This is a genomic window from Idiomarina sp. 28-8, from assembly GCF_000320945.2.
In the GTDB taxonomy this organism is placed as follows: Bacteria; Pseudomonadota; Gammaproteobacteria; order Enterobacterales; family Alteromonadaceae; genus Idiomarina; species Idiomarina loihiensis.
In genome coordinates this window covers 946,533-966,758 of sequence record NZ_DF266789.1, presented here as the reverse complement: position 1 = coordinate 966,758, position 20,226 = coordinate 946,533, and the positions used below count along the sequence as shown (strand labels likewise).

Below are 20,226 nucleotides of genomic sequence, written 5' to 3'. Positions count from 1 at the left end.
CAAATTAGCCATTAAAACCAAGGTTCAGCGGCGCTTCATCCAGCCCCGCCAATTGTTCTTTCAGTGCCAGAATCTGCTGCTCCCAATATCGGCTTTCTGCAAACCAGGGAAACGCTCGCTGAAAGGCACTATCTTGCCACCGGCGTGATAACCATGCCATATATTGAATGATTCTGAAACTGCGCAAAGGTTCAATTAATATCAATTGCGCCGTATCGAATTCGCAGAAATCTTCGTAGCCAGTCAGCAGGGCATCCATCTGTAATGTTTGCTCCTGATGCGATCCGTTCAGCATCATCCATAAGTCCTGAACTGCAGGGCCGGAGCGACAATCATCAAAATCGACAAAAGTCAGTTGCTCTTCATACTGCAGAATATTACCAATATGGCAGTCGCCATGCAGACGCTGATACTCGAAGTCCTGCAAAGGTGTAGAACGTAAGCGCTCACTTAAGGGATCAAGAATGGCAAAAAAGGCGTCTTTTAATTCAGCGGGTAATAAAGCGGACTGGTGTAGCTCGACCACGGACTGTTCCACAAAACCTTCATAGTCAATGGTTTCCCGGACTTTAAACTTGCCTGCCTGAGCCACCGCATGCATACGGCCTATTTGACGGCCCAGTCGCTCAAGTTCGTCCAGGTCATTCGGCTCAAAGGCTCTGCCGCCAATGCTTGTATACACACAAAAACGATAGCCTTCAAACTCGTGCAGACGCTTTCCCTGAAGCTCCAGAGCCGAAACCGCCGGAACCTCGGCTTGCGCCAGTTCCTCAACAAACTCCAGTTCTTCGTTAATTTGCTCTGTGCGCCAGCGCTGCGGGCGATAGAATTTTGCCACGTAACGTTTGCGATCGTCGTCAGCAAACTGATAAACCCGGTTTTCGTAGCTATTAAGTGCCAGCAAGCCCGATGCGGGATACAAACCGACACTTTCTAAGGCATTAACAACCAGATCCGGCGTCAGTCCCTGAAAAGCAAAGTCCGACGCGTTCTCTGTAAAATCATTCATATAAAAAGCGGCTCTGATGCGTATTAGTTATATCCGCATTATCAACCGCTGTGACCACGAAGTAAAACTCTGTGACCTGACCTTCTAATAATGATGGTGGAACCGCTACGGTTACCGGCAAGGTTCCGACTTCACCCGCAGAAACCTGTTTCGTAGAATCGCCAATTAACTCGAACTCATCAAAACCTTTAACTTCCACGCGGTAAGTCATGTCCTGTTGCGACTTATTGACCAGCTTTAAGGTAAAGACGTTTTCAATTTGTCCTTCTATATTTTCTCGGAACAGCTGGTTACGGTCACGTAATACATCAACCTCCAGAGGCACACGGGTCGCGACGTCCCAAACCAGTACGGTACTAACTACGAGAACCATAATAAAGTAGCCGATACTCTTCATCCGCCACGGATTGGTTTTCTCTTTTTTGTTTTTGGCGGCTAAGTTACGTTCAGTGGTAAAGCGGATAAGTCCTTTTGGATAATTCATTTTATCCATAACGTCATTACAGGCATCAATACAGGCGCCACAGTCGATGCACTCGTATTGCAGACCGTTTCGGATATCGATGCCGGTAGGGCAGACCTGCACACACATATAGCAGTCAATACAGTGACCTAAGCCTTTTTCAGCGGGGTCGGCTTTACGCGAGCGTGGGCCTCGGGGCTCGCCCCTTTCAGCATCATAAGACACGGTGTAAGTGTCTTTATCGAACATAGCCGACTGGAAACGCGCATAAGGACACATGTGCGTACACATAATTTCCCGCATATAACCGGCGTTACCATAAGTACAGAATGCGAAAAAAAGAACACTGAAGGTTGCCCAGAAACCGGCGTCCAGGGTAAAGAAGTTCAGGAAAAGTTCGCGTATGTCAGTAAAGTAACCCACAAAGATCATTGCGGTTAATAGAGACACCAGGATCCAGCCGGTCTGTTTACCGGTTTTGCGCCAGAACTTGTCAAAGTCCATTTTGCGTTCATCCAGTTTTATACGCTTATTGCGCGGCCCTTCGAACTTTTTCTCAAACCACATGAAAATAAAGGTCCAGGTGGTTTGCGGGCACATAAACCCACACCAGACCCGACCAAAAACGGTTGTCACAAAAAATAACGCAACGGCGGCCACAATCGCAAACCAGGCAACTACAGTGAAGTCCTGCGGCCACAAAGTTAAGCCATAAATACGGAAGCGCTGATCCATAATATCGAGCAGAACTGCTTGTTCGCCCTGATAAGTCAGCCAGGGAATGAGAGCAAAGACAGCCAGCAATAGAAAACCAAACCCACGTCTAAAATACTCCATGGCACCTTTGGTATCACGCACGTAAATTCGGCTGCGGGGGGAGTAGTTATCGTTGTGTTTCTGTCCGTCTGGACGTTGAATTTTGACTTTATCGGCGGACTGAACCGTTATTTTTTGTTCCATGAGCAATACCACATAGTGTCACGGCGAGGTGCGCACAGTATAACGGATCTTAACTGTTTGCGCAGCTCACTGGGCTGAATTAATGATGCAATCTAAAAGTATGTTACAACCAGCTTCCACGTCATGCCAGTGCGACCACTCATCGGGTGCGTGACTGACCCCATTTACAGACGGGATAAATATTAGCCCGGACTCCGTAATCTCTGTAAAAAATTGAGCATCGTGTCCTGCGCCACTGGGCATTTTAAGACACGAATAATTTCGAGCTTTAGCTTTCTCTTCTATTTGTTTTGTCAGCTTTTCTGAACAGGCCTGAGGGTTCAGCCAACTCACTTGCTCGTATTCAAACTTCAAACGGTGCTTACGCGCTATTGCTGATAACGCCTTGTTACAGGAGTCTGCCAGCTCTTTCATTACATCGTTACTCATGTCGCGACCAACAATAGTAAACACCGCTTCACCCGGCACGGTGTGCGGACTCCCGGGCTTCAAGTCCACTTTGCCCACGGTAATACGCGTTTTATCGGTACCGTCTTCAGCAATAATGCGCTCAATTTCGTGAGCAAAATCTGCCAGCCCCATAAAAGCGTCACTGCGCATATTCATAGGAGCAGTACCAGCGTGGTCGGCTTTACCTTTTAAGTGAACTATCCATTTAAACACCCCGGAAATGCCTTCCACTGCGCCAATGGTTATCTCTTTCTGAAACAGCACCGGTCCTTGTTCAATGTGCAGTTCGTAAAAGGCTTTTAGCCGCTCCGGAGGCCAGGCAGCGTCCAGTGCATCCATAACGTCCATGCCATGGGCGGCCATTGCGTCCTTTAAGTACACATTATCAGCATCGTGAGCCGACATAAGCCAGTCCGGATTCAGCACACCTGCAATAGCCTGAGAACCCATCATGCCGCCAAATCGGCCTTCCTCTTCGGCAGTACCAACAACCCATACAGGATGCGCTAATTTCACGTCATTTTCTTTGATCGAGCGCAAAACTTCGAAGCCCGCTAACACTCCGAGTGCGCCATCGAAAATCCCCCCGGCGGGAACAGTATCTAGATGTGAACCGGTAAGAATAGCTGGTTTTTTGCTGTAGTCGCCAATACCAAAAAACACATTACCGGCACCATCCATAAAGGTCTTGAAACCTTCGGCTTTAGCTTGCTCCATCATCCAGCGGCGGGCTTCCATATCGGCATCGGTAAAACCCCAACGGTACATACCATGATCGGTCTCGTTATAACCAATTTTGGATAGCTCCAGCACGGATTTTTTTAAGCGGTCAGCATTAATACTCAGCATAGTCACCTCCTTTGCTTTTATTATTAAGCGTAGGACATAAACTAAGGAGCACCAAAGGCGTAAAAAAAGCCCGCACCAAAAAGTACGGGCAAAGGTTGCACGGGGCAAAGGGGAGCCCCTAGAGGGTTTACGACAGTTTGCGTGCAGTTAAGGCTGCATTAAGTACCGCCGCCAACTTAATTGACGATTGAATCGCTTGCGCTGAGACCTCGTGCTTCAGCAAAGTTTGTACGTGCGAATCAATGCACATACCACAACCATTCAGGGCCGACACCGCCAGTGAGAACAGCTCAAAGTCTGCTTTGTCCACACCCGGGTTAGCCATTGCATTCATGCGGAGCCCCGCAGGAAGCTTAGAAAATTGTTTATCGCTAGATAAGTGCAGGAAGCGATAATAAATGTTGTTCATTGCCATTAACGACGCTGCCGTTTTCGCTGCTGTCTTAACGTTTTCTTCAATTTTGCCATCGGCTTCTTCTTCCACTGCCTGAGTCAGCTCGCCGTCCGACAAAGTGTAAACCAGCGAAAGTGCTGTGCCATAGAACTGGTCGCTGGTTAAACCTGACTGCTCAACATTTGAAAACAAGCTCGACAGGTTAAGCTTGGTGTCTTTACTGTGATCACCCAATAACTGTTTGTAGTCTGCAATTGCCATACTTTACTCCTGAAATCCTCTGAAAGTGGGGAACAGGCGCCGATGGCAATACCATCAGCGCTTAGTTTAGGGGAGTAACCACCAATTAAAGGGTGTCGCCGCCCAACGCGCGGTTACAAGGACACAGTTCATCGGTCTGCAAACCATCTAAAATACGAACGATTTCTGCCGGGTTACGACCTACGTTCAGGTTGTTTACCGATACGTGCTGGATAACATTGTGCGGGTCAACAATGAACGTAGCACGCAGAGCAACATTCTCAGCTTTGTCACGAACACCTAATCCGTCGACCAAAGAACCGTCGTCAGCAAAAGAGTACTGGTTCAGGCGGTCAAGGTCAGGGTGCTCACGGCGCCATGCCAATTTCACAAATTCGTTGTCGGTGCTGCCACCCATAACAACGGCGTCGCGGTCAGCGAAGTCTTCGTTCAGTTTTGCGAACTCAACAATTTCAGTTGGGCAAACAAAGGTGAAGTCTTTCGGGTAGAAGAAAATGATTTTCCACTTACCTTCAAAGCTGTTGTTGTCGATAGTTTCAAAAGCGCTTTCGCCGTTTTCTTCCGGCATGTTGAACTTAGGTTTTGCCGCAATTACGCTGAATTCTGGTAGTTTATCGCCTACTGTTAACATAAATTGTCTCCTTGATTGAGATTTAAAATGTATTCGTTCCTTAACGAGTCGAGAGCTAGTGTACGGACGGAGAGAGATTGGATAAAACGAATAAAACGGATTATGATAATCGGAAATACCAATTAAAACGCGACGGATAACCTATGAGTAAATTACCGAGCCTGAAAAACCTGAGCTACTTACTGGCACTGCACCAGGAACAAAACTTTAATCGTGCGGCAGCGGAATGCAATGTCAGCCAGTCAACACTGAGCAGTGGCATTCAAAATTTGGAAGAACAACTCGATTGCCAACTTATTGAACGCGACCATAAATCCTTCCTCTTTACTGCCTTAGGCGAGGAAATTGTGGAGAAAGCGCGGGACATTATCAGCGCCTCAGAAGAATTACTGCATTATGCTCAGGGGCAGGGCAATATTATGGAAGGACCGTTAAGACTCGGCATTATTCCGACCATAGCCCCGTTTGTTATTGGTGAGCTCAGTAAAAACTTACAGAACAAGTTCCCTAAACTGCTGCTGCAGCTTTCCGAAGATACCACGCAAAACTTACTGCACCGCCTGCGTAACGGCGAACTGGATATTCTTTTGCTGGCTCTGCCTATGGATATTCAGGGGAATCAGAAGTGGATACTGGGTCGAGACCCATTCAAACTAGTGGTGCATAAAGATCTGGCAGAAACCGTCGGCGAACCAGTCGATTACGATAAACTGCCTGATCGCAGCATTTTCCTGCTGGAAAAAGAACACTGCATGACCGGGCATGCGGTCGCAGCCTGCCAGTTAACGGACTCGATTAAGATGAACCCGTTTACAGCAACCAGCCTGCACAGCCTGGTACAAATGGCTGACGCCCGCTTAGGCGCTACCTTTATTCCACAAATGGCCATTGACCAGGGCATTTTGGAAAATACCGACCTTGTTTCATTAAAGCCCACCGGGCAGGAAGCCTCCCGCGATATTGGCCTGGTATACCGCCCAACCACCAGCCGTCGACAAACTTTCCGTAAAATTGCGGAAGAGGTTGCCAGGTTGCTGCCAGTCAATACGCTGAATTAAACTAACGCCGTCTGGCCGGCGGCAACGGATAACGCTCGGCCAGACTAATGCTCTCCCCGTCGGGTTTAATGACCCGGGCATGACGACGATTCAACCGACGCGGATCGGTCACACCACAAGAGTGCGCAATAATATTAACGCCATATTCCATGTATTTATGGTAGTTGGCGACACGCACCGATTTATCTTCTGGATCAAGCCCTCGCATTAACTTAGGGTCGTCGGTAGTGACTCCTGTTGGGCAAGTATTTTTATTACACTGCATAGCCTGAATACACCCCAGCGAGAACATAAAACCACGTGCAGAAGTAACAAAGTCGGCTCCCATAGCAATAGCCCAGGCAACATCTGCAGGTGTGATCATTTTACCGGAGACAACTACGCGAACACGGCCGTGCAACCCAGCTTCGGTGAGCTTATCAATAAGCATAGGTAAGCTTTCAGTCACTCTCAGACCAACATAATCCATTAATGGCTGTGGTGCTGCGCCGGTTCCACCATCAGCGCTGTCCAGCGTAATAAAGTCTGGGGCGTATTCTTCTCCACGGGTCAGGATGCAGTCGACCAACTCGTCAATCCAGGACGGGTCACCCATAACAAATTTAAAGCCGGTAGGTTTGCCGGTAATTTTGCGAACTTTTTCAATGAAATCGAGCAGCTCTTCATTGTTACTGATTTCCGGGTGCCGGTTCGGGCTAATGGCATCTTCGCCTTCTACAAGGCCACGGATTTGTGCAATTTCCTTATTCACTTTTATGCCCGGCAAAATACCACCTTTACCCGGCTTAGCGCCCTGACTCAGCTTTATTTCAAACATTTTCACATTGTCGTGGCGGCCCAGCTCAGCAAGCCGATCTTCATCAAGCCGCCCTTCTTTATCCCGTACCCCAAACTTCGCGGTGCCCATTTGGAAAACAATGTCGCAATGTCCCATCAAGTGGTAAGGCGATAAACCGCCCTCGCCGGTATTCAGCCAGCAGCCGGCCTTCGCCGCCCCCTGAGACAATGACTTAACCGCAACCGGTGACAAGGCACCATAGCTCATCCCGGACACATGAAAGTACGAAACCGGAGAATAGGGCTTTTGACAATAAGGACCAATAATAACCGGCTCCGGCGATGTCGCCTGCTCAGCCATAGGTGGGTAAGGAGCGTTACTAAAAATGATGGTGCCGGTGCGGCTTAAATCCCGGGTGGAGCCGAAAGCCACGTTACGGTCGGCATTTTTTGCGGCACGATAGACCCAGCTTCGTTGGGCACGATTAAATGGCATTTCTTCGCGATCCATAGCAAAGAAATACTGGCGCATGAATTCCCCCATGCGCTCGAATAAATAGCGAAAGCGCCCCACAACCGGATAGTTATGGCGAATAGTATGCTTATTCTGGGTTTTATCGACGACATACATAACGCCAATAGAAATCACCAGCGTAATAATAGCCAAAACAAAAATGGCGGCTAACCACTGCGCTAAAGTAAGTAAGGAGTCCGTGCTAAAAACGTTGCCGCTCATGGGTACCTAATACATTTCTAGTAATTGATAAGAGTATTAACGGTTAAAGCGACAAACAGATCAAGCACAGTGTCATCAAAATTTTGAAGAATGACGTATACTCTAAATAATTCAATAACAAGGAGAGACCTATGTTCAATCCAAAGTTTGTTTTAACGGCAATATTGGCAGCTTCAGTAAGCGTGACGGCCACAGCCGAAGATGTCGAAACCGAACGCCATAAAGTCAGTGTCAGCACACTTGCGGATGGCTTTACTAACCCCTGGGGTATGACTTTTCTTCCTGACAAAAGCATTTTAGTTACCGAGCGCTCCGGCGACATCTACTGGGTATCCGCCGACGGCAGTTATCGCGAAAAGATAAGCGGAACGCCAGAGGTGGTAGCACAAGGCCAGGGTGGTATGCTGGATATTACCACTGACCCTGACTTTGCTGAGAATAACTGGGTTTATATTAGCTACTCTGAAGCAGCACAGGACGGTGGGAAAGGGAATAGTACGGCCGTTATGCGGGCGAAACTTGACGATAAAGAATTTACTGAGCAGGAAGTTATTTTCCGTCAGGCACCTAAGTACGAAAGCAATAACCACTTTGGTTCCCGGTTAGTCTTTTCACCTGAAGGGCACTTATACATTACTTTAGGTGACCGCTATTCACGTATGGATGACGCACAGACACTGGATAACCATCACGGTAAAGTGATACGCATATGGCCTGATGGCAGCATCCCGAAAGACAACCCTTTTGTTAACAATGATAACGCTCTGGACGAAATCTGGTCTTACGGTCACCGCAATGTGCAGGGTGCCGATATTCATCCTGAAACGGGCGAGCTCTGGACTGTTGAACATGGCCCACAAGGCGGTGACGAAGTAAACATTCCGGAAGCTGGCAAAAATTACGGTTGGCCAGAAATTACTTATGGTGTTGATTATGGCGGTGGCATTATCAGCGAAGACGCAGTCAAAGAAGGTATGGAGCAACCCTTCTATTACTGGGTACCCTCTATTGCCACGGCCGGAGCCACATTTTACAACGGCGATGCGTTTCCTGAGTGGAAAGGCGATTTCTTTGTCGCAGCTTTGAAAAGTTCACTGGTTGCTCGCCTGGACTTGTATGAAGGTCGCATGATGCATGAAGAGCGTTTATTTGAAGATGTTGTTGAAGCTCGTATTCGCGACATTAACCAAGGCCCTGACGGTTACCTCTATTTATTAACCGACCAGCCTGACGGTGCCATCATTCAAATAAAACCGGCGGATTAATATGTTGTACTCAGCTGTATTAAGAAAACTCACTTACACGGGGCTGCCTTTATTGGCGGCCTCTTTCGTTGTTCACTCCGCAGACGTAGACGAAACCGTTGTTGTTACAGCGACACAAAGCGAAACGCCCTGGTTGACTACTGCGGCCAGTATCGACCGCGTGAGCGTGGAAAACACCTTACCTTCTATGAAAATTGATGCTGGCGATGCCTTAGCCGGGGTGGCGGGCATTCAGGCTGACAACCGTTACAACTACGCACAGGATACACGCCTGGTGGTTCGGGGCTTTGGCTCGCGTGCGGCCTTTGGAGTAAGGGGTTTGCAGTTAAATGTCGACGGCATTCCGTTATCTATGCCCGACGGACAGGCACAAACTTCGAGCATTTTTCTCGACAGCATTGATTCGCTGGAAGTATTGCGCGGTCCATTAGCAACGCTGTACGGTAACTCCGGCGGTGGTGTGGTTGAATGGTTCAGCCGCAAGCCAACAGAAACCGCGTTGGAATGGGGTGGACAGTTCAGCGAAAATGACACTCAGCGGTACAATGTTAATGCCCAGTGGGCAACCAACACCAATCAGCTGCAAATTTTAGCCTCAGATTTTCAGACCGACGGCCCGCGCAGGCATAACTCAGCCGAGCGCCAACAGCAGGCGATACGCTGGTATCATCAGTGGGACGAGCAGAACCGCTTTGTTATTCGTTACGACAATAACGATGCGCCATTATTGCAAGACCCCAGCGCACTAACGCCCGAAGACTGGCGCGAAGACCCAACTCAGACAGTACAACGGGCAATTGATTTCAACACGCGGAAAGATATTCACCACCGTCAGGGGTCTTTTAGCTGGTTTCATGAGAGCAACAATGGTGAGGGGTTACTCTCGCTGTGGCAGGGTGACCGCGATATAGAGCAGTTTCTGCCTTTTGCCGGTGACGACACAACAAGCTCGGGCGCCGTCATTGATGTCTCTCGTCAATTTGAAGGTGCTCATGCGCGCTGGCGTCAACGCGGAGTTAACTGGTCAGCAACCGTGGGAGCGCAATTAGAACGCCAGCAGGATCATCGCTTTGGTTATGTGAATGACAGCGGTGAAAAAGGTGACTTGCGCCGCAACGAATTCAACTGGATTGAAAATGCATCAGCTTATCTACGTTTTCAGTGGCAGTTATCGGAAGAGCTTTCGGCAACCGGCGGAGTTCGTTACAGCGACATCAATTATGAGGTAGAAGACTACTTTACCGAGCTGGATAACTCCGATGACAGCGGCAGCAGCGACTTTAGTGAGACCACCGCAGCTGTTTCAGTTACCTGGCAGTTTCTGCCTACCTCGGCGACTTATCTGAGCATCGGGCAGGGATTTGAAACACCGACACTGACTGAGCTGGCATACCGAAATCAGGGCTCGGGCCTGAACCGCGAACTGGGTCCGTCCACGAATGAGCAGTGGGAATGGGGTATCAAACACCAACTACCACAAGACTGGCGACTGCATTTCGCGTTCTTCGGTATTAAAAGCGAGGACGAAATACTGGTGGATCAGTCAAACGACGGTCGCACAACCTACCGCAACGCGTCGGAAACCTCGCGCGAAGGTGCTGAACTCAGTATTAACGGAGCATTAACGCAACAGTTAGATTTACTGCTTTCATACAGTTACATTGATGCGACCTTTGATAATGGTCCGTTGCAGGGGAATCAGCTACCCGGCGTAGCAAAAAGTCAGGGGTATTTACGTCTTAACTGGCAGCCCACAGAGCAGTGGCTGGTTCAGTTAGCCGGACAGTACCGTAACGAGACACCGGTTAATGATGCAAACGATACCTTTGCCCCTTCTTATACGACTTGGGATATCGCTGTAAGCCGCGATTGGCAATGGTCTAAGAGCGAGCTGGATGTATGGGCTCGGATTGATAACATTACGGACAAAGACTACGTAGGAGCTGTTGTGGTTAATCAGGGCAGCGGGCGTTCATTTGAACCCGCAGTAGGCCGGCAGGCAAGCGTCGGCATTAGTTGGCGCCGACGCTTTTAAACCAACTACAGGCTGGCTCTTAACACATCGAGCAGGCGCTGTGCCGTCTGCTCAGATGAAGCAGGGTTCTGACCGGTAATTAACATACCGTCCTGAACGGCATATGCCTGCCAGTCATCCACCTTACGATAATGGCCGCCTTTGGCGGTCAACTCGTCTTCCAGCAAGAACGGAACCACATCGGTCAGCTCTACTGCCGCCTCTTCGCTGTTACTAAAACCGGTAACAGTACGCCCCTGAACAAGCGGGTCACCACTTGGGGTTTTCACATTTAAAAGCACCGCGGGTGCGTGGCAAACAGCAGAAACCGGCTTGCCTTTACTCCAGAAATGCTCAATCAGCTTAATGGAGTGCTCATTGTTGGTTAAATCCCACAATGGTCCGTGACCACCCGGATAAAAAATTGCGTCGAAACCCTCAGGGTCAACTTCATCAAGCTTACAGGTGGTTTCTAATTTATGCTGAGCCGTCTCGTCTTTTTCAAAACGCTCGGTTGCTTCGGTTTGCGCATCGGGCGTTGTGCTGTTTGGATCAATTGGTGGCTTGCCGCCCTTAGGCGATGCCAAAGTCACGTCCACACCTGAATCGGTAAAAACATAATACGGAGCTGCAAACTCTTCTACCCAGAAACCCGTTTTATGATCTGTGTCACCGAGCTTATCGTGTGAGGTTAATACCATTAATACTTTCACTTAGTACTCCCGTTAGATGATTCTAAAACTTAGTATAGACTACGTGATAAAACGCGTGTTTGATCACTCGCCATGCTGTTCCAGCCAACGGTATAAGGTGCGTCTTGTGACCCCGAGAATTTCAGCCGCTTTAGATTTGTTCCCTTCGGCATGCGCCAGTACCTTACGAATGTACTGATTCTGATATTCATCCAGAGTCGGCCACTCCGTGCCATATTCCACGTCGGGTTCATGCTCACTATCCAGAATTCTTTGCGGTAAATCTTCAACCGCTATCTTATCGTCTCTGGAAAAGGTAAAAGCACGCTCAATAGCATTTTGTAGTTCTCGTACGTTGCCCGGAAAGCGGTAGCTATAAAGTTGTTCCAGTGCAGCCGGAGAAATGCTGCGAACCGTTTTATCACTGTTTTTTTGCAACTGCTGTAGAAAGTAATTAGCTAAGCGCTCTATGTCTTCGCCGCGCTCGCGCAAAGGAGGCACCCTTAAACTAAAGGTTTCCAGACGGTAAAATAAGTCCTGCCGAAAGCGTCCATCCTCTACCTGTTGCTCTAAGTCCTGGTGAGTAGCCGCCAGGATCCGGACATTCACTGTTTCTTCTTCGTCACTGCCCACGGCGCGAATCGTGCCTTCCTGCAAGACGCGTAGCAGTTTGGCCTGCAACGCCATTGGCATTTCACCAATTTCGTCCAGTAACAAAGTACCACCGTCGGCCTGCTTAAGCAGACCCTGACGTTTTTTCTGAGCACCGGTAAACGCACCGGCTGCGTGACCAAAGAATTCACTTTCCATTAAATCGGCGGGAATACCTGCACAGTTCACTGCCTGAAAGCTTTGCTCAGCACTGTCACTTAACTGATGCAGTGCCTTAGCCACCAACTCTTTACCCGTACCGCTTTCACCGGTAATTAACACGCTGCCGTCTGCCGGAGCAATGCGCTCTATCTGGTCATACAATTTGCGCATTGACGGGCTTTGTCCGACTAAGCCCCCGGGGCCTTTTTGTTGCTGACGATACCGTTTAAGCTCCCGCTGCAGTGACCTATGCTCTAAGATCCGTTTTACGCTAAGCAATAAATGCTCAACATCCAGCGGCTTAGTTAGAAAGTCATCGGCTCCTTGTTTGAGGGCATCAACCGCCTGATCAACCGTACCAAAAGCGGTAATCAATAAAAGTGCAGGTGAGTTATCTTCATTTTTTAAACTTTCCAGTAAAGACAGACCCGACAGTCCAGGTAAGCGGATATCGCTGATAACCAAATCCAATGGTGTTACCGACTTTTTGAAGGCCTCAACACTTCCCCAGGCCGTAACTTTATAGCCTTCGGCCTCCAGCTCTTCAACCAGCAGTTCCTGCAGAGCCGGATCATCCTCAATTACGCCTATCATGGCTTTTGCTGCGGTCATTCACTACCTCCTTTGATAACTGCTTGCCGAAGGCATTGCGCAGGTAAACTCAAGGTGACCCGACAGCCACCGTTGGGGTTATTTGTTAAAGACAATTCCCCATTATGATCATTCAATACGTGTTTAACTATGGTTAAACCAAGTCCGGTACCTTTGCCCTGAGGTTTATTGGTTTCAAAAGGCTGCAAGGCTTTATCTTTCATCGACTCGGGCAAGCCTTCGCCGTCGTCATCAATGGTGATAATGACGCCCTCATCAGCAAACTCAGCTGCCACCGCAACTTCCGATTCAGCGGCCTGCAAACCATTGCGAAGAACATTCACCAACGCCAGTTCCAGTCGCTTGATATCCACTTTCAGAATAACGTCGACAAGCTCCTTAATGACTACTTTGGCCGACCCTTTATCCTGCTCAAACTCTATGCTGGTCATGGCTGTTGCTATCAGGTCACGTAGAGAAATGGCTTCGCGCTGCTGTACCGGCGTGCGAGAGAAAGCGAGCAGCTGGTTTACCAACCCGGTTAACCGCTGCACCTGGCCTCTTACGGCTTTTAGTTGGCGCTGACTGTCTTCGTCTTTATGGTTGCGTAGTAATCGGCTGGCGCGTCCGTCAATAACGGTCAGCGGAGCACCTAACTCATGCGCAACACCACTGGCGACGCTACCAATAGCCGCCATTTTTTCCTGCTCTCGTAATGCCTGTTGTAGTGAGGCCTCGTGCTCCCGACGTTGCTCCAGCTCCTGCTCAGCCTCAGTGATACTATCGAGCATACGGTTGAAACCCTGCGCAACCTCCTGCAATTCTGACGGTCCAGCCGGTGTAACTCGTGTACTGCGGTTCCCTTCAGCCACCCGCAACATCGCGTCCTTAAGTGCCACCACATGCCGACCAACACCGCGATAATGACCAAAAACCAACACCGCAATAGTAATTAAGCCGAACGCCGCCCAACTGAGCCAGGCGTATTGACTCAGCGTTTCAAAGGACTCATCAAAGTCACTGGCACGACGGTTTATCTGTAATAAGCCAATAATGCGACCACCACGGTCAACAATAGGCAGGAACTGGGAGAAGACATCGCGCCCCTCAACCCGCCGGTAGTCATCTTGCCTGACCCCCGTCTGTACGGTTTGCAGCGCCAACTGACTATTACTTAAATCGGTTTCAGTAATGCCGGCTTCGGCTACCTGTTGACCATACACGTTATACACCGACGCGCCGTGAACCCGGCCAATATTGAACACCGAGTCCAGGTTAGCCTGCACTGTGGACAAATCATTATTCAGCAACGCATCACTAATGGGTAAGCTAATAGCTCTACCCAGCAGCTCCAGATCGCTCTTTAAACGTTCATTAGCTTCATCCGATGCAACCTGTAAGCCGACACTGATTGCCACACCGGAAATCATTAGCATAGGCACAACAACATAAATAAGAAGTCGCCGCTGCAAGCTGGATAGTGGCCAACTGTATCTTTTTGTCACACTGCCTCCTTTGACTGTGTACTAAGGATACACATTTTTGGGCGGTTTTTCTGTGTGCAAACTCTTCAAATAAAAAAATCTCTTAAAAATCAATTGATTGAAAAGTTGGCACAGTCTTCGCTTTAGTTAGAGCGTAATTAAAACTGATAAATTCATTTAGGAGATTATCATGCAAAAGACAATTATCGCATTAGCAACTGTATTCGCACTGGGTAGCACTGCCGCAATGGCTCAAGAGCAACAAGCTCAAGATCCAATGGCTCAGCAACAACAGCAGCAAACTCAGGAAATTTCTGAAGGCATGCTGGTTAAGTTTGTAACCGCTATGGAAGATGTTCAGGGTGTTACTGAAAAATACCGTGACCAGTTCCAGGAAGCTGAAAACCAGGAAGAAGCTCGTGAGATTCAACAGTCTGCACAGGAAGAAATGATTGCAGCAGTTGAAGACGCTGGCCTAACTCCGCAAGAGTACAACATGATTATTCAGCAAGCGCAAAACGACGAAGAACTTCGTGGCCGCTTAGAAGAGCTGACTGGTGACGAAAACTCTTAATCAACCGAGATTCCATAAGACATAAAAAAACCGCAGTCTTCGGACTGCGGTTTTTTATTTACAAACTTTTACAATCATCGTCCTCACTAAAACTTTAGTCTAATCTAGCCTCAAAACGAATAATTATTCATTAAAAATGAATAACCAACCCTTGCATGATCGTCAAATTAATGTAATAAAAATTAACATATAAGTTACTTTTTCAATCGATATAACGCAAATGCAAAGGGGAAAACAATAATGAAAATAACGTTTAAACATTCTCTTTGTGCATTAGCTATAGGCGCAACTTTCACCGCAGCCCCCAGCTTTGCACAACAAGGAAACAGTCAGGCAGACGATGACGCTCTTGAGCGCATTCAGGTTACTGGCTCAAGAATTTCACGAACCGATATGGAAGGCGCTTCTCCGGTAGAGGTAATTGACAGAGAAAGCATTGAAGCCTCAGGTTTTAACAACCTACAACAGTTATTAGAGCGCTTACCATCGGCAGGTGTCGGAACCTTCTCAACTCAGGGAAACAGTCAGGACACCACCGCTAATGGTGCTGCGGCTATCAGTTTGCGTGGCTTTGGTGCGGACTCTACACTGGTTCTGCTAAACGGACGTCGGGTTGGTGTCTCTTCATTTGCTGAAGGAATTGCTAACTCATTTGTCGATATTAACTCTATTCCGGTAGCCGCCATTGAACGTATTGATATTCTTAAAGACGGTGCGTCCGCTATATACGGTTCTGATGCCGTTGCTGGTGTCGTTAACATCATTCTACGTGACGATTTCGTAGGTACTGAGTTAACCGCCAGTCACGGTGGAACCACTGGTGATGTTAACTATGAAGAAACCAGTATGAGCCTGGTATGGGGTACTGGCGACGATGACAGTAACACCACAATAATTCTGGACTACTGGAAAAACACCTCAATTATGGGCTCAGAGTTTGGCAGAAATGGGACAGCAGACCAAACCCCCTGGGGTGGAGCCGACAAGCGTTCTTCTCGTGGGTTCCCCGGCACTTTCATTGTAGACGGGGTGTCAACGGCGGACCCTGCATGTGCTCCTGAAGCAACAAAAGATATATTTGATGAAGATGATAATAGAATCGGCGATTTTTGCGTATTTGATTACGGTCCATACGCACAAATATTTCCGGAGGCAGAGCGTGTAGGTGCAATTGTTCAGTCCAGTAAAGAGTTTTCACGCGACGTTGAGGGCTACATTGAAATAGCAGCCCAACATAACCGCTCAAAGGCTGGTGGCGCACCAACTCCTCTTGATAGTGATGCGGATCTTTACGTACCTGCCGACCACCCAAATAATCCTTTTGGTGAACAAGTTGATATCAACTATTTTCGTCCTATAGATGCCGGAGCCCGTATTTGGGATATCGAATCGGACACCTTACGTTTCATCGCAGGTTTGCGTGGCGACCTAAATGGTTGGGGCTGGGATGTCTCATACCAAAAAGGCCGCAGTTCAAGCATGCAAACCGGCTCTCGTGAACAAGGCTGGCTCCGCACTGATTTTTTACAAGAAGAAATTAACGCAGGTAACTACAACCCATTTGGCGGCACCATCAACGATCCGGAAGTTATTGATGCTATCAACACGTCACTTGTACGTCGCGGTGAATCACACCTTACCGCAGTAGATGCAAGTATTGCCGGCGAAGCATTCAAGCTAGGTAACCACTACGTGTCAATGGCTGCTGGTCTTGAATACCGTCAGGAAGACGTTTTCGACCAACCAGATGACCAGTTCCAGCGTGGATTAATTTTTGGTACCGAATCTGTACAAGCGGAAGCCGAGCGTGATCAGTGGGCTGCTTATGTCGAGTTCCTAATCCCAATTACTGATCAATTGGAAGCGACTGTTGCCGGTCGTTATGACGACTACAGTGATTTTGGCTCAACCTTCAATCCGCAATTTAAATTACAGTGGCGTCCAACTGAAGATGTAACGTTACGTGCATCATACGGTGAAGGATTCCGCGCACCATCATTAGCACAAATTGGTTTAGGTCCATCACAGGAATCCACTTTCTTTGTGGATGAATACCGTTGCGATGCAGACGGCCAGGGCTGTGCTGAATTAGACTACACTATCGTGTTCTCAGGCTCTGACAATCTTGAGCCAGAAGAGTCATCAAACTACAACTTAGGTGCAATTTGGCAAGTTAATGATGACATTGATATTTCTGCAGACTATTGGTCTATTGAACAAGACAACAAAATCGCGCAAAACGATTTTGAAACCGTTTATGATGCCAACTGCAACGATCAAGACAGCGAAATCTGTGAGCGCCGCGATCCATTACCGGGCGATGAACTAGGTGAGCTCGCAACGCTTTACAATAGCTATGTAAATCTAACTAGTCAGGAAGCTTCTGGCCTTGATTTCTCAGCCAATTACAACTGGGATACCCAAGGCCTTGGAACAGTCCGTTTCGGTGTTGATTGGTCTTATATGAGCAAATTTGAGAAAAACGGTATTGATTACACTGGTGAGTACGAGTATCCAGAACACCGCTGGACTGCACGTGCAGAATGGAACCAGGACGCTTTAGGCGTTAACTTGAACTTAAACTACATTGGCGAGTTCGAGGACTATCAGGCACCTGATGAAGTAGAAGCAGAGAAAGCACGCATGGTTGATAAACAACTGCTTGTCGATTTACAGGCCTATTACGATGTGACCTCTGAACTTCGTTTGACTATTGGTACAACCAACCTGTTCGATGAAGAGCCGCCAGAAGCGTTTAACAACGATCTTTACGGGTACGCATCAAGCGTTCACAACCCTCGTGGTCGCTTTGTTTACTCGAAAGTCAGTTACTCGTTCTAAAATCTGAAATTTAAAGTACTGTAAAATCCGTAATCAGTTGACTCTGGTTACGGATTTTTTTGATCATCTCTCCTATGCTTTACGTAGGCCTAACTAGAAGATTCTTTAACGCAAGGAGAAAGCGAAGTGAAAGCATCCGATTTATTCGTAAAAGCACTTGAAAACGAGGGTGTGAAGTACATTTTCGGCATTCCCGGCGAAGAAAACCTGGACTTACTTGAGTCCCTGTCAAAATCTGATATCGAACTGATTTTAACCCGGCATGAGCAGGGCGCAGGTTTTATGGCTGCTACTTATGGCCGCCTGACCGGCAAACCCGGGGTGTGTCTTTCGACCTTAGGGCCGGGTGCAACCAACCTGGTTACACCGGTGGCCTACGCACAACTCGGCGCTATGCCTATGGTTGTGGTTACCGGGCAAAAACCCATAAAGGAACGGCATCAGGGTCAATTCCAAATCATTGATGTGGTCGACATGATGACGCCTATTACCAAATACACTCAGGCGATTATTAGCGCCAGCAGTATTCCGGCGCACATCCGTGAAGCTTTCCGTCGTGCTGAGGACGAACGCCCAGGCGCTTCTCATCTGGAACTGTCAGATGATATCAGCCGAGAGGAAGTCAGTAGTCTCCCGATAGAACCCAGTCATTCGCGCCGACCCATTACCGAGCACAAGTCGGTTCGCCACGTACTCGAGCTGCTGCGAGAGGCCAAGCATCCGGTATTGCTGATAGGGGCTGCTGCCAACCGGAAAATTACAGCCAAAATGCTGCGCGCCTTTGTTGATAAAACCGGTATTCCCTTTATTACCACACAAATGGGTAAGGGCGTTATTAACGAAGACCACCCGCGCTGGCTTGGTAATGCCGCGGTTTCCGATGGCGATTATCCTCACCGCGCCATCGAAAAATCTGACCTGATTCTTAATGTAGGTCACGACGTGGTGGAAAAGCCGCCCTTTATGATGAAAACCGGCGACAACGATAACCGTAAAGTTATACATATTAATTTTCAGGGTGCTCAGGTTGACTCAGTTTACTTCCCTCATGCCAGCATGATCGGCGATATTGGGAATAGCATTTGGCAATTGAAAGAAGGGATTGAGCCGCAGAGTCACTGGGATTTCGACTTTATGCTAAAAGTTCGCGATCATATGCGCGACCATACTGATGAAGGCGCTCATGACGACAGCTTTCCAATGTTACCGCAGCGTCTGGTAGAAGATGTGCGTGAAGCGATGCCAGATGACGGTGTTATTGCGCTGGATAACGGCATCTACAAAATTTGGTTTGCACGTAATTACCCGGCTCGTCAGCCGAATACCGTTCTACTGGATAATGCCCTTGCCTCAATGGGTGCAGGATTACCCTCGGCCATGGCTGCGAAGCTGGTTAATCCGGAAAAGAAAGTTATGGCAATATGTGGCGACGGCGGTTTTATGATGAACTCGCAGGAGCTTGAAACCGCGGTGCGCATGGGGCTGGATATTGTTGTCGTTATCTTAAACGACAGTGGCTATGGCATGATCAAGTGGAAGCAGCAGCATATGAAGCTAAGCGACTACGGCTTAGATTTCAATAACCCGGATTTTGTGAAATATGCAGAGTCTTACGGCGCTAACGGTTACCGTTTAGATAAAACCGAAAACTTGATACCGCTGTTAAAAGACTGCCTGAACAAACCCGGCGTACACCTTATTGATGTACCCGTGAACTATTCACAAAATGACCGACTGCTGAACGAGGAAATCCCCGAACGCAGCCGCGCCATTAAAGATATTTAAGAACGGTTCGGATCAGTATCCGCGAAATAAGGGTAGTCGTTTAACTTATCGACAAAGGCCTGAAGTCGCGGATACTTATCTAAGTTAAAACGCTCACGGAAAAGCCCCCAGCTAAGGAAACAACCTAAACGTAGCTCTCCGTCACTAAAGGGATGAGGCCCTTCATAAGCCACCGCATGCTCTTTATCTTCCATCAGTTGCAGTATGTCATCAATACGCTGCTGTTGGCGTTTAACATACTTAACACTGTCAGCTGTTACGCCTTCTCTCTCCAGCAAAAACACGTTAATTGCCGAGTCCATCGCCGTATTGACCAGACAGTACTGATCAAAATCTTTTACATCGGCAAAGAAGCGCTCATCCGCCTTGTCCCGCACGTATTTGAGAATGCTGGTAGAGTCGTGCAGGCGCAAATCATTGTGGTGAAGAAAGGGAACCTTTTTCGCCGGACTTAATTTGGCACTGGTTTCAAAATCCGTTTCGGTAAATGAAAACTTTGTCTTGGTTTCAAGTAAAGCAATACGGCAATGTCTTACGAACGGCGAGGTATAACTTCCGAACAATTCCATGATCTTCTCC

Annotated in this window: 16 protein-coding genes; 6 read left to right on the top strand and 10 right to left on the bottom strand. The window is 48.2% G+C overall.

What is annotated here, in order from left to right:
- Positions 1-4 precede the first annotated feature (4 nt).
- From RJ32_RS04710 to RJ32_RS04690, 5 genes are all read right to left on the bottom strand, one after another.
- Positions 5-1,009: a serine/threonine protein kinase gene (locus tag RJ32_RS04710; RefSeq protein ID WP_011235795.1), complete on the bottom strand. Its 1,005-nt coding sequence runs from the start codon at positions 1,007-1,009 to the stop codon at positions 5-7.
- On the bottom strand, positions 1,002-2,432 hold the full coding sequence (gene ccoG, locus RJ32_RS04705) for a cytochrome c oxidase accessory protein CcoG (RefSeq protein WP_011235796.1): 1,431 nt from the start codon (positions 2,430-2,432) through the stop codon (positions 1,002-1,004). Before ccoG ends, RJ32_RS04710 begins: the two co-directional genes overlap by 8 nt.
- A gap of 66 nt (positions 2,433-2,498) precedes the next feature.
- The gene (locus tag RJ32_RS04700) at positions 2,499-3,731 is read right to left on the bottom strand and encodes a Zn-dependent hydrolase (protein WP_011235797.1); all 1,233 of its coding nucleotides are present in this window, start codon (positions 3,729-3,731) and stop codon (positions 2,499-2,501) included.
- A 127-nt stretch (positions 3,732-3,858) separates the two neighbouring features.
- Positions 3,859-4,386, bottom strand: coding sequence for a carboxymuconolactone decarboxylase family protein (locus RJ32_RS04695; RefSeq protein WP_034819511.1), 528 nt, complete (start codon positions 4,384-4,386; stop codon positions 3,859-3,861).
- An 85-nt stretch (positions 4,387-4,471) separates the two neighbouring features.
- Positions 4,472-5,017: a peroxiredoxin gene (locus RJ32_RS04690; protein ID WP_011235799.1), complete on the bottom strand. Its 546-nt coding sequence runs from the start codon at positions 5,015-5,017 to the stop codon at positions 4,472-4,474.
- Positions 5,018-5,160: 143 nt separating this feature from the next.
- Between RJ32_RS04690 and RJ32_RS04685 the strand changes: the two genes are divergently transcribed.
- Entirely contained in the window at positions 5,161-6,075 is a 915-nt protein-coding gene (locus tag RJ32_RS04685) for a hydrogen peroxide-inducible genes activator (protein ID WP_034819509.1), read from the top strand.
- A 1-nt stretch (position 6,076) separates the two neighbouring features.
- On the opposite strand, the gene RJ32_RS04680 is transcribed toward RJ32_RS04685, so the two are convergent.
- Entirely contained in the window at positions 6,077-7,588 is a 1,512-nt protein-coding gene (locus RJ32_RS04680) for an FMN-binding glutamate synthase family protein (RefSeq protein ID WP_034819506.1), read from the bottom strand.
- A gap of 131 nt (positions 7,589-7,719) precedes the next feature.
- Between RJ32_RS04680 and RJ32_RS04675 the strand changes: the two genes are divergently transcribed.
- Positions 7,720-8,853, top strand: a complete 1,134-nt coding sequence (locus RJ32_RS04675; protein ID WP_034819504.1) for a PQQ-dependent sugar dehydrogenase — start codon at positions 7,720-7,722, stop codon at positions 8,851-8,853.
- A gap of 1 nt (position 8,854) precedes the next feature.
- A complete protein-coding gene (locus tag RJ32_RS04670) occupies positions 8,855-10,888 on the top strand; it encodes a TonB-dependent receptor domain-containing protein (protein WP_034819502.1) in 2,034 nt (677 codons plus the stop codon).
- A 5-nt stretch (positions 10,889-10,893) separates the two neighbouring features.
- On the opposite strand, the gene RJ32_RS04665 is transcribed toward RJ32_RS04670, so the two are convergent.
- The 3 genes from RJ32_RS04665 to RJ32_RS04655 form a co-directional block, all read right to left on the bottom strand.
- On the bottom strand, positions 10,894-11,580 hold the full coding sequence (locus RJ32_RS04665; RefSeq protein WP_034819500.1) for a type 1 glutamine amidotransferase domain-containing protein: 687 nt from the start codon (positions 11,578-11,580) through the stop codon (positions 10,894-10,896).
- A 63-nt stretch (positions 11,581-11,643) separates the two neighbouring features.
- On the bottom strand, positions 11,644-12,984 hold the full coding sequence (locus tag RJ32_RS04660; protein ID WP_034819498.1) for a sigma-54 dependent transcriptional regulator: 1,341 nt from the start codon (positions 12,982-12,984) through the stop codon (positions 11,644-11,646).
- A complete protein-coding gene (locus tag RJ32_RS04655; protein WP_227016393.1) occupies positions 12,981-14,468 on the bottom strand; it encodes a sensor histidine kinase in 1,488 nt (495 codons plus the stop codon). The genes RJ32_RS04660 and RJ32_RS04655 overlap by 4 nt, the downstream gene beginning before the upstream one ends.
- A 169-nt stretch (positions 14,469-14,637) precedes the next feature.
- Between RJ32_RS04655 and RJ32_RS04650 the strand changes: the two genes are divergently transcribed.
- The 3 genes from RJ32_RS04650 to RJ32_RS04640 all read left to right on the top strand — a co-directional run bounded on the left by RJ32_RS04650 (position 14,638) and on the right by RJ32_RS04640 (position 19,647).
- Positions 14,638-15,021, top strand: a complete 384-nt coding sequence (locus tag RJ32_RS04650) for a DUF4168 domain-containing protein (protein ID WP_034819495.1) — start codon at positions 14,638-14,640, stop codon at positions 15,019-15,021.
- 240 nt (positions 15,022-15,261) lie between these two features.
- Positions 15,262-17,862: a TonB-dependent receptor gene (locus RJ32_RS04645; protein WP_034819493.1), complete on the top strand. Its 2,601-nt coding sequence runs from the start codon at positions 15,262-15,264 to the stop codon at positions 17,860-17,862.
- A gap of 126 nt (positions 17,863-17,988) precedes the next feature.
- Entirely contained in the window at positions 17,989-19,647 is a 1,659-nt protein-coding gene (locus RJ32_RS04640) for an acetolactate synthase large subunit (protein WP_034819491.1), read from the top strand.
- On the opposite strand, the gene RJ32_RS04635 is transcribed toward RJ32_RS04640, so the two are convergent.
- Positions 19,644-20,216, bottom strand: a complete 573-nt coding sequence (locus RJ32_RS04635) for a glutathione S-transferase family protein (protein WP_034819489.1) — start codon at positions 20,214-20,216, stop codon at positions 19,644-19,646. The genes RJ32_RS04640 and RJ32_RS04635 overlap by 4 nt on opposite strands.
- Between the last annotated feature and the right edge of the window lie 10 nt (positions 20,217-20,226).

What these genes read in the sequence shown, in the direction of transcription:
- RJ32_RS04660 (WP_034819498.1), bottom strand. Translation starts at nt 12,984, where the DNA reads ATGACCGCAGCAAAAGCCATGATAGGCGTAATTGAGGATGATCCGGCT.
- RJ32_RS04675 (WP_034819504.1), top strand. Translation starts at nt 7,720, where the DNA reads ATGTTCAATCCAAAGTTTGTTTTAACGGCAATATTGGCAGCTTCAGTA.
- RJ32_RS04710 (WP_011235795.1), bottom strand. Translation starts at nt 1,009, where the DNA reads ATGAATGATTTTACAGAGAACGCGTCGGACTTTGCTTTTCAGGGACTG.
- ccoG (WP_011235796.1), bottom strand. Translation starts at nt 2,432, where the DNA reads ATGGAACAAAAAATAACGGTTCAGTCCGCCGATAAAGTCAAAATTCAA.
- RJ32_RS04680 (WP_034819506.1), bottom strand. Translation starts at nt 7,588, where the DNA reads ATGAGCGGCAACGTTTTTAGCACGGACTCCTTACTTACTTTAGCGCAG.
- RJ32_RS04690 (WP_011235799.1), bottom strand. Translation starts at nt 5,017, where the DNA reads ATGTTAACAGTAGGCGATAAACTACCAGAATTCAGCGTAATTGCGGCA.
- RJ32_RS04650 (WP_034819495.1), top strand. Translation starts at nt 14,638, where the DNA reads ATGCAAAAGACAATTATCGCATTAGCAACTGTATTCGCACTGGGTAGC.
- RJ32_RS04670 (WP_034819502.1), top strand. Translation starts at nt 8,855, where the DNA reads ATGTTGTACTCAGCTGTATTAAGAAAACTCACTTACACGGGGCTGCCT.
- RJ32_RS04645 (WP_034819493.1), top strand. Translation starts at nt 15,262, where the DNA reads ATGAAAATAACGTTTAAACATTCTCTTTGTGCATTAGCTATAGGCGCA.
- RJ32_RS04700 (WP_011235797.1), bottom strand. Translation starts at nt 3,731, where the DNA reads ATGCTGAGTATTAATGCTGACCGCTTAAAAAAATCCGTGCTGGAGCTA.
- RJ32_RS04695 (WP_034819511.1), bottom strand. Translation starts at nt 4,386, where the DNA reads ATGGCAATTGCAGACTACAAACAGTTATTGGGTGATCACAGTAAAGAC.
- RJ32_RS04685 (WP_034819509.1), top strand. Translation starts at nt 5,161, where the DNA reads ATGAGTAAATTACCGAGCCTGAAAAACCTGAGCTACTTACTGGCACTG.
- RJ32_RS04635 (WP_034819489.1), bottom strand. Translation starts at nt 20,216, where the DNA reads ATGGAATTGTTCGGAAGTTATACCTCGCCGTTCGTAAGACATTGCCGT.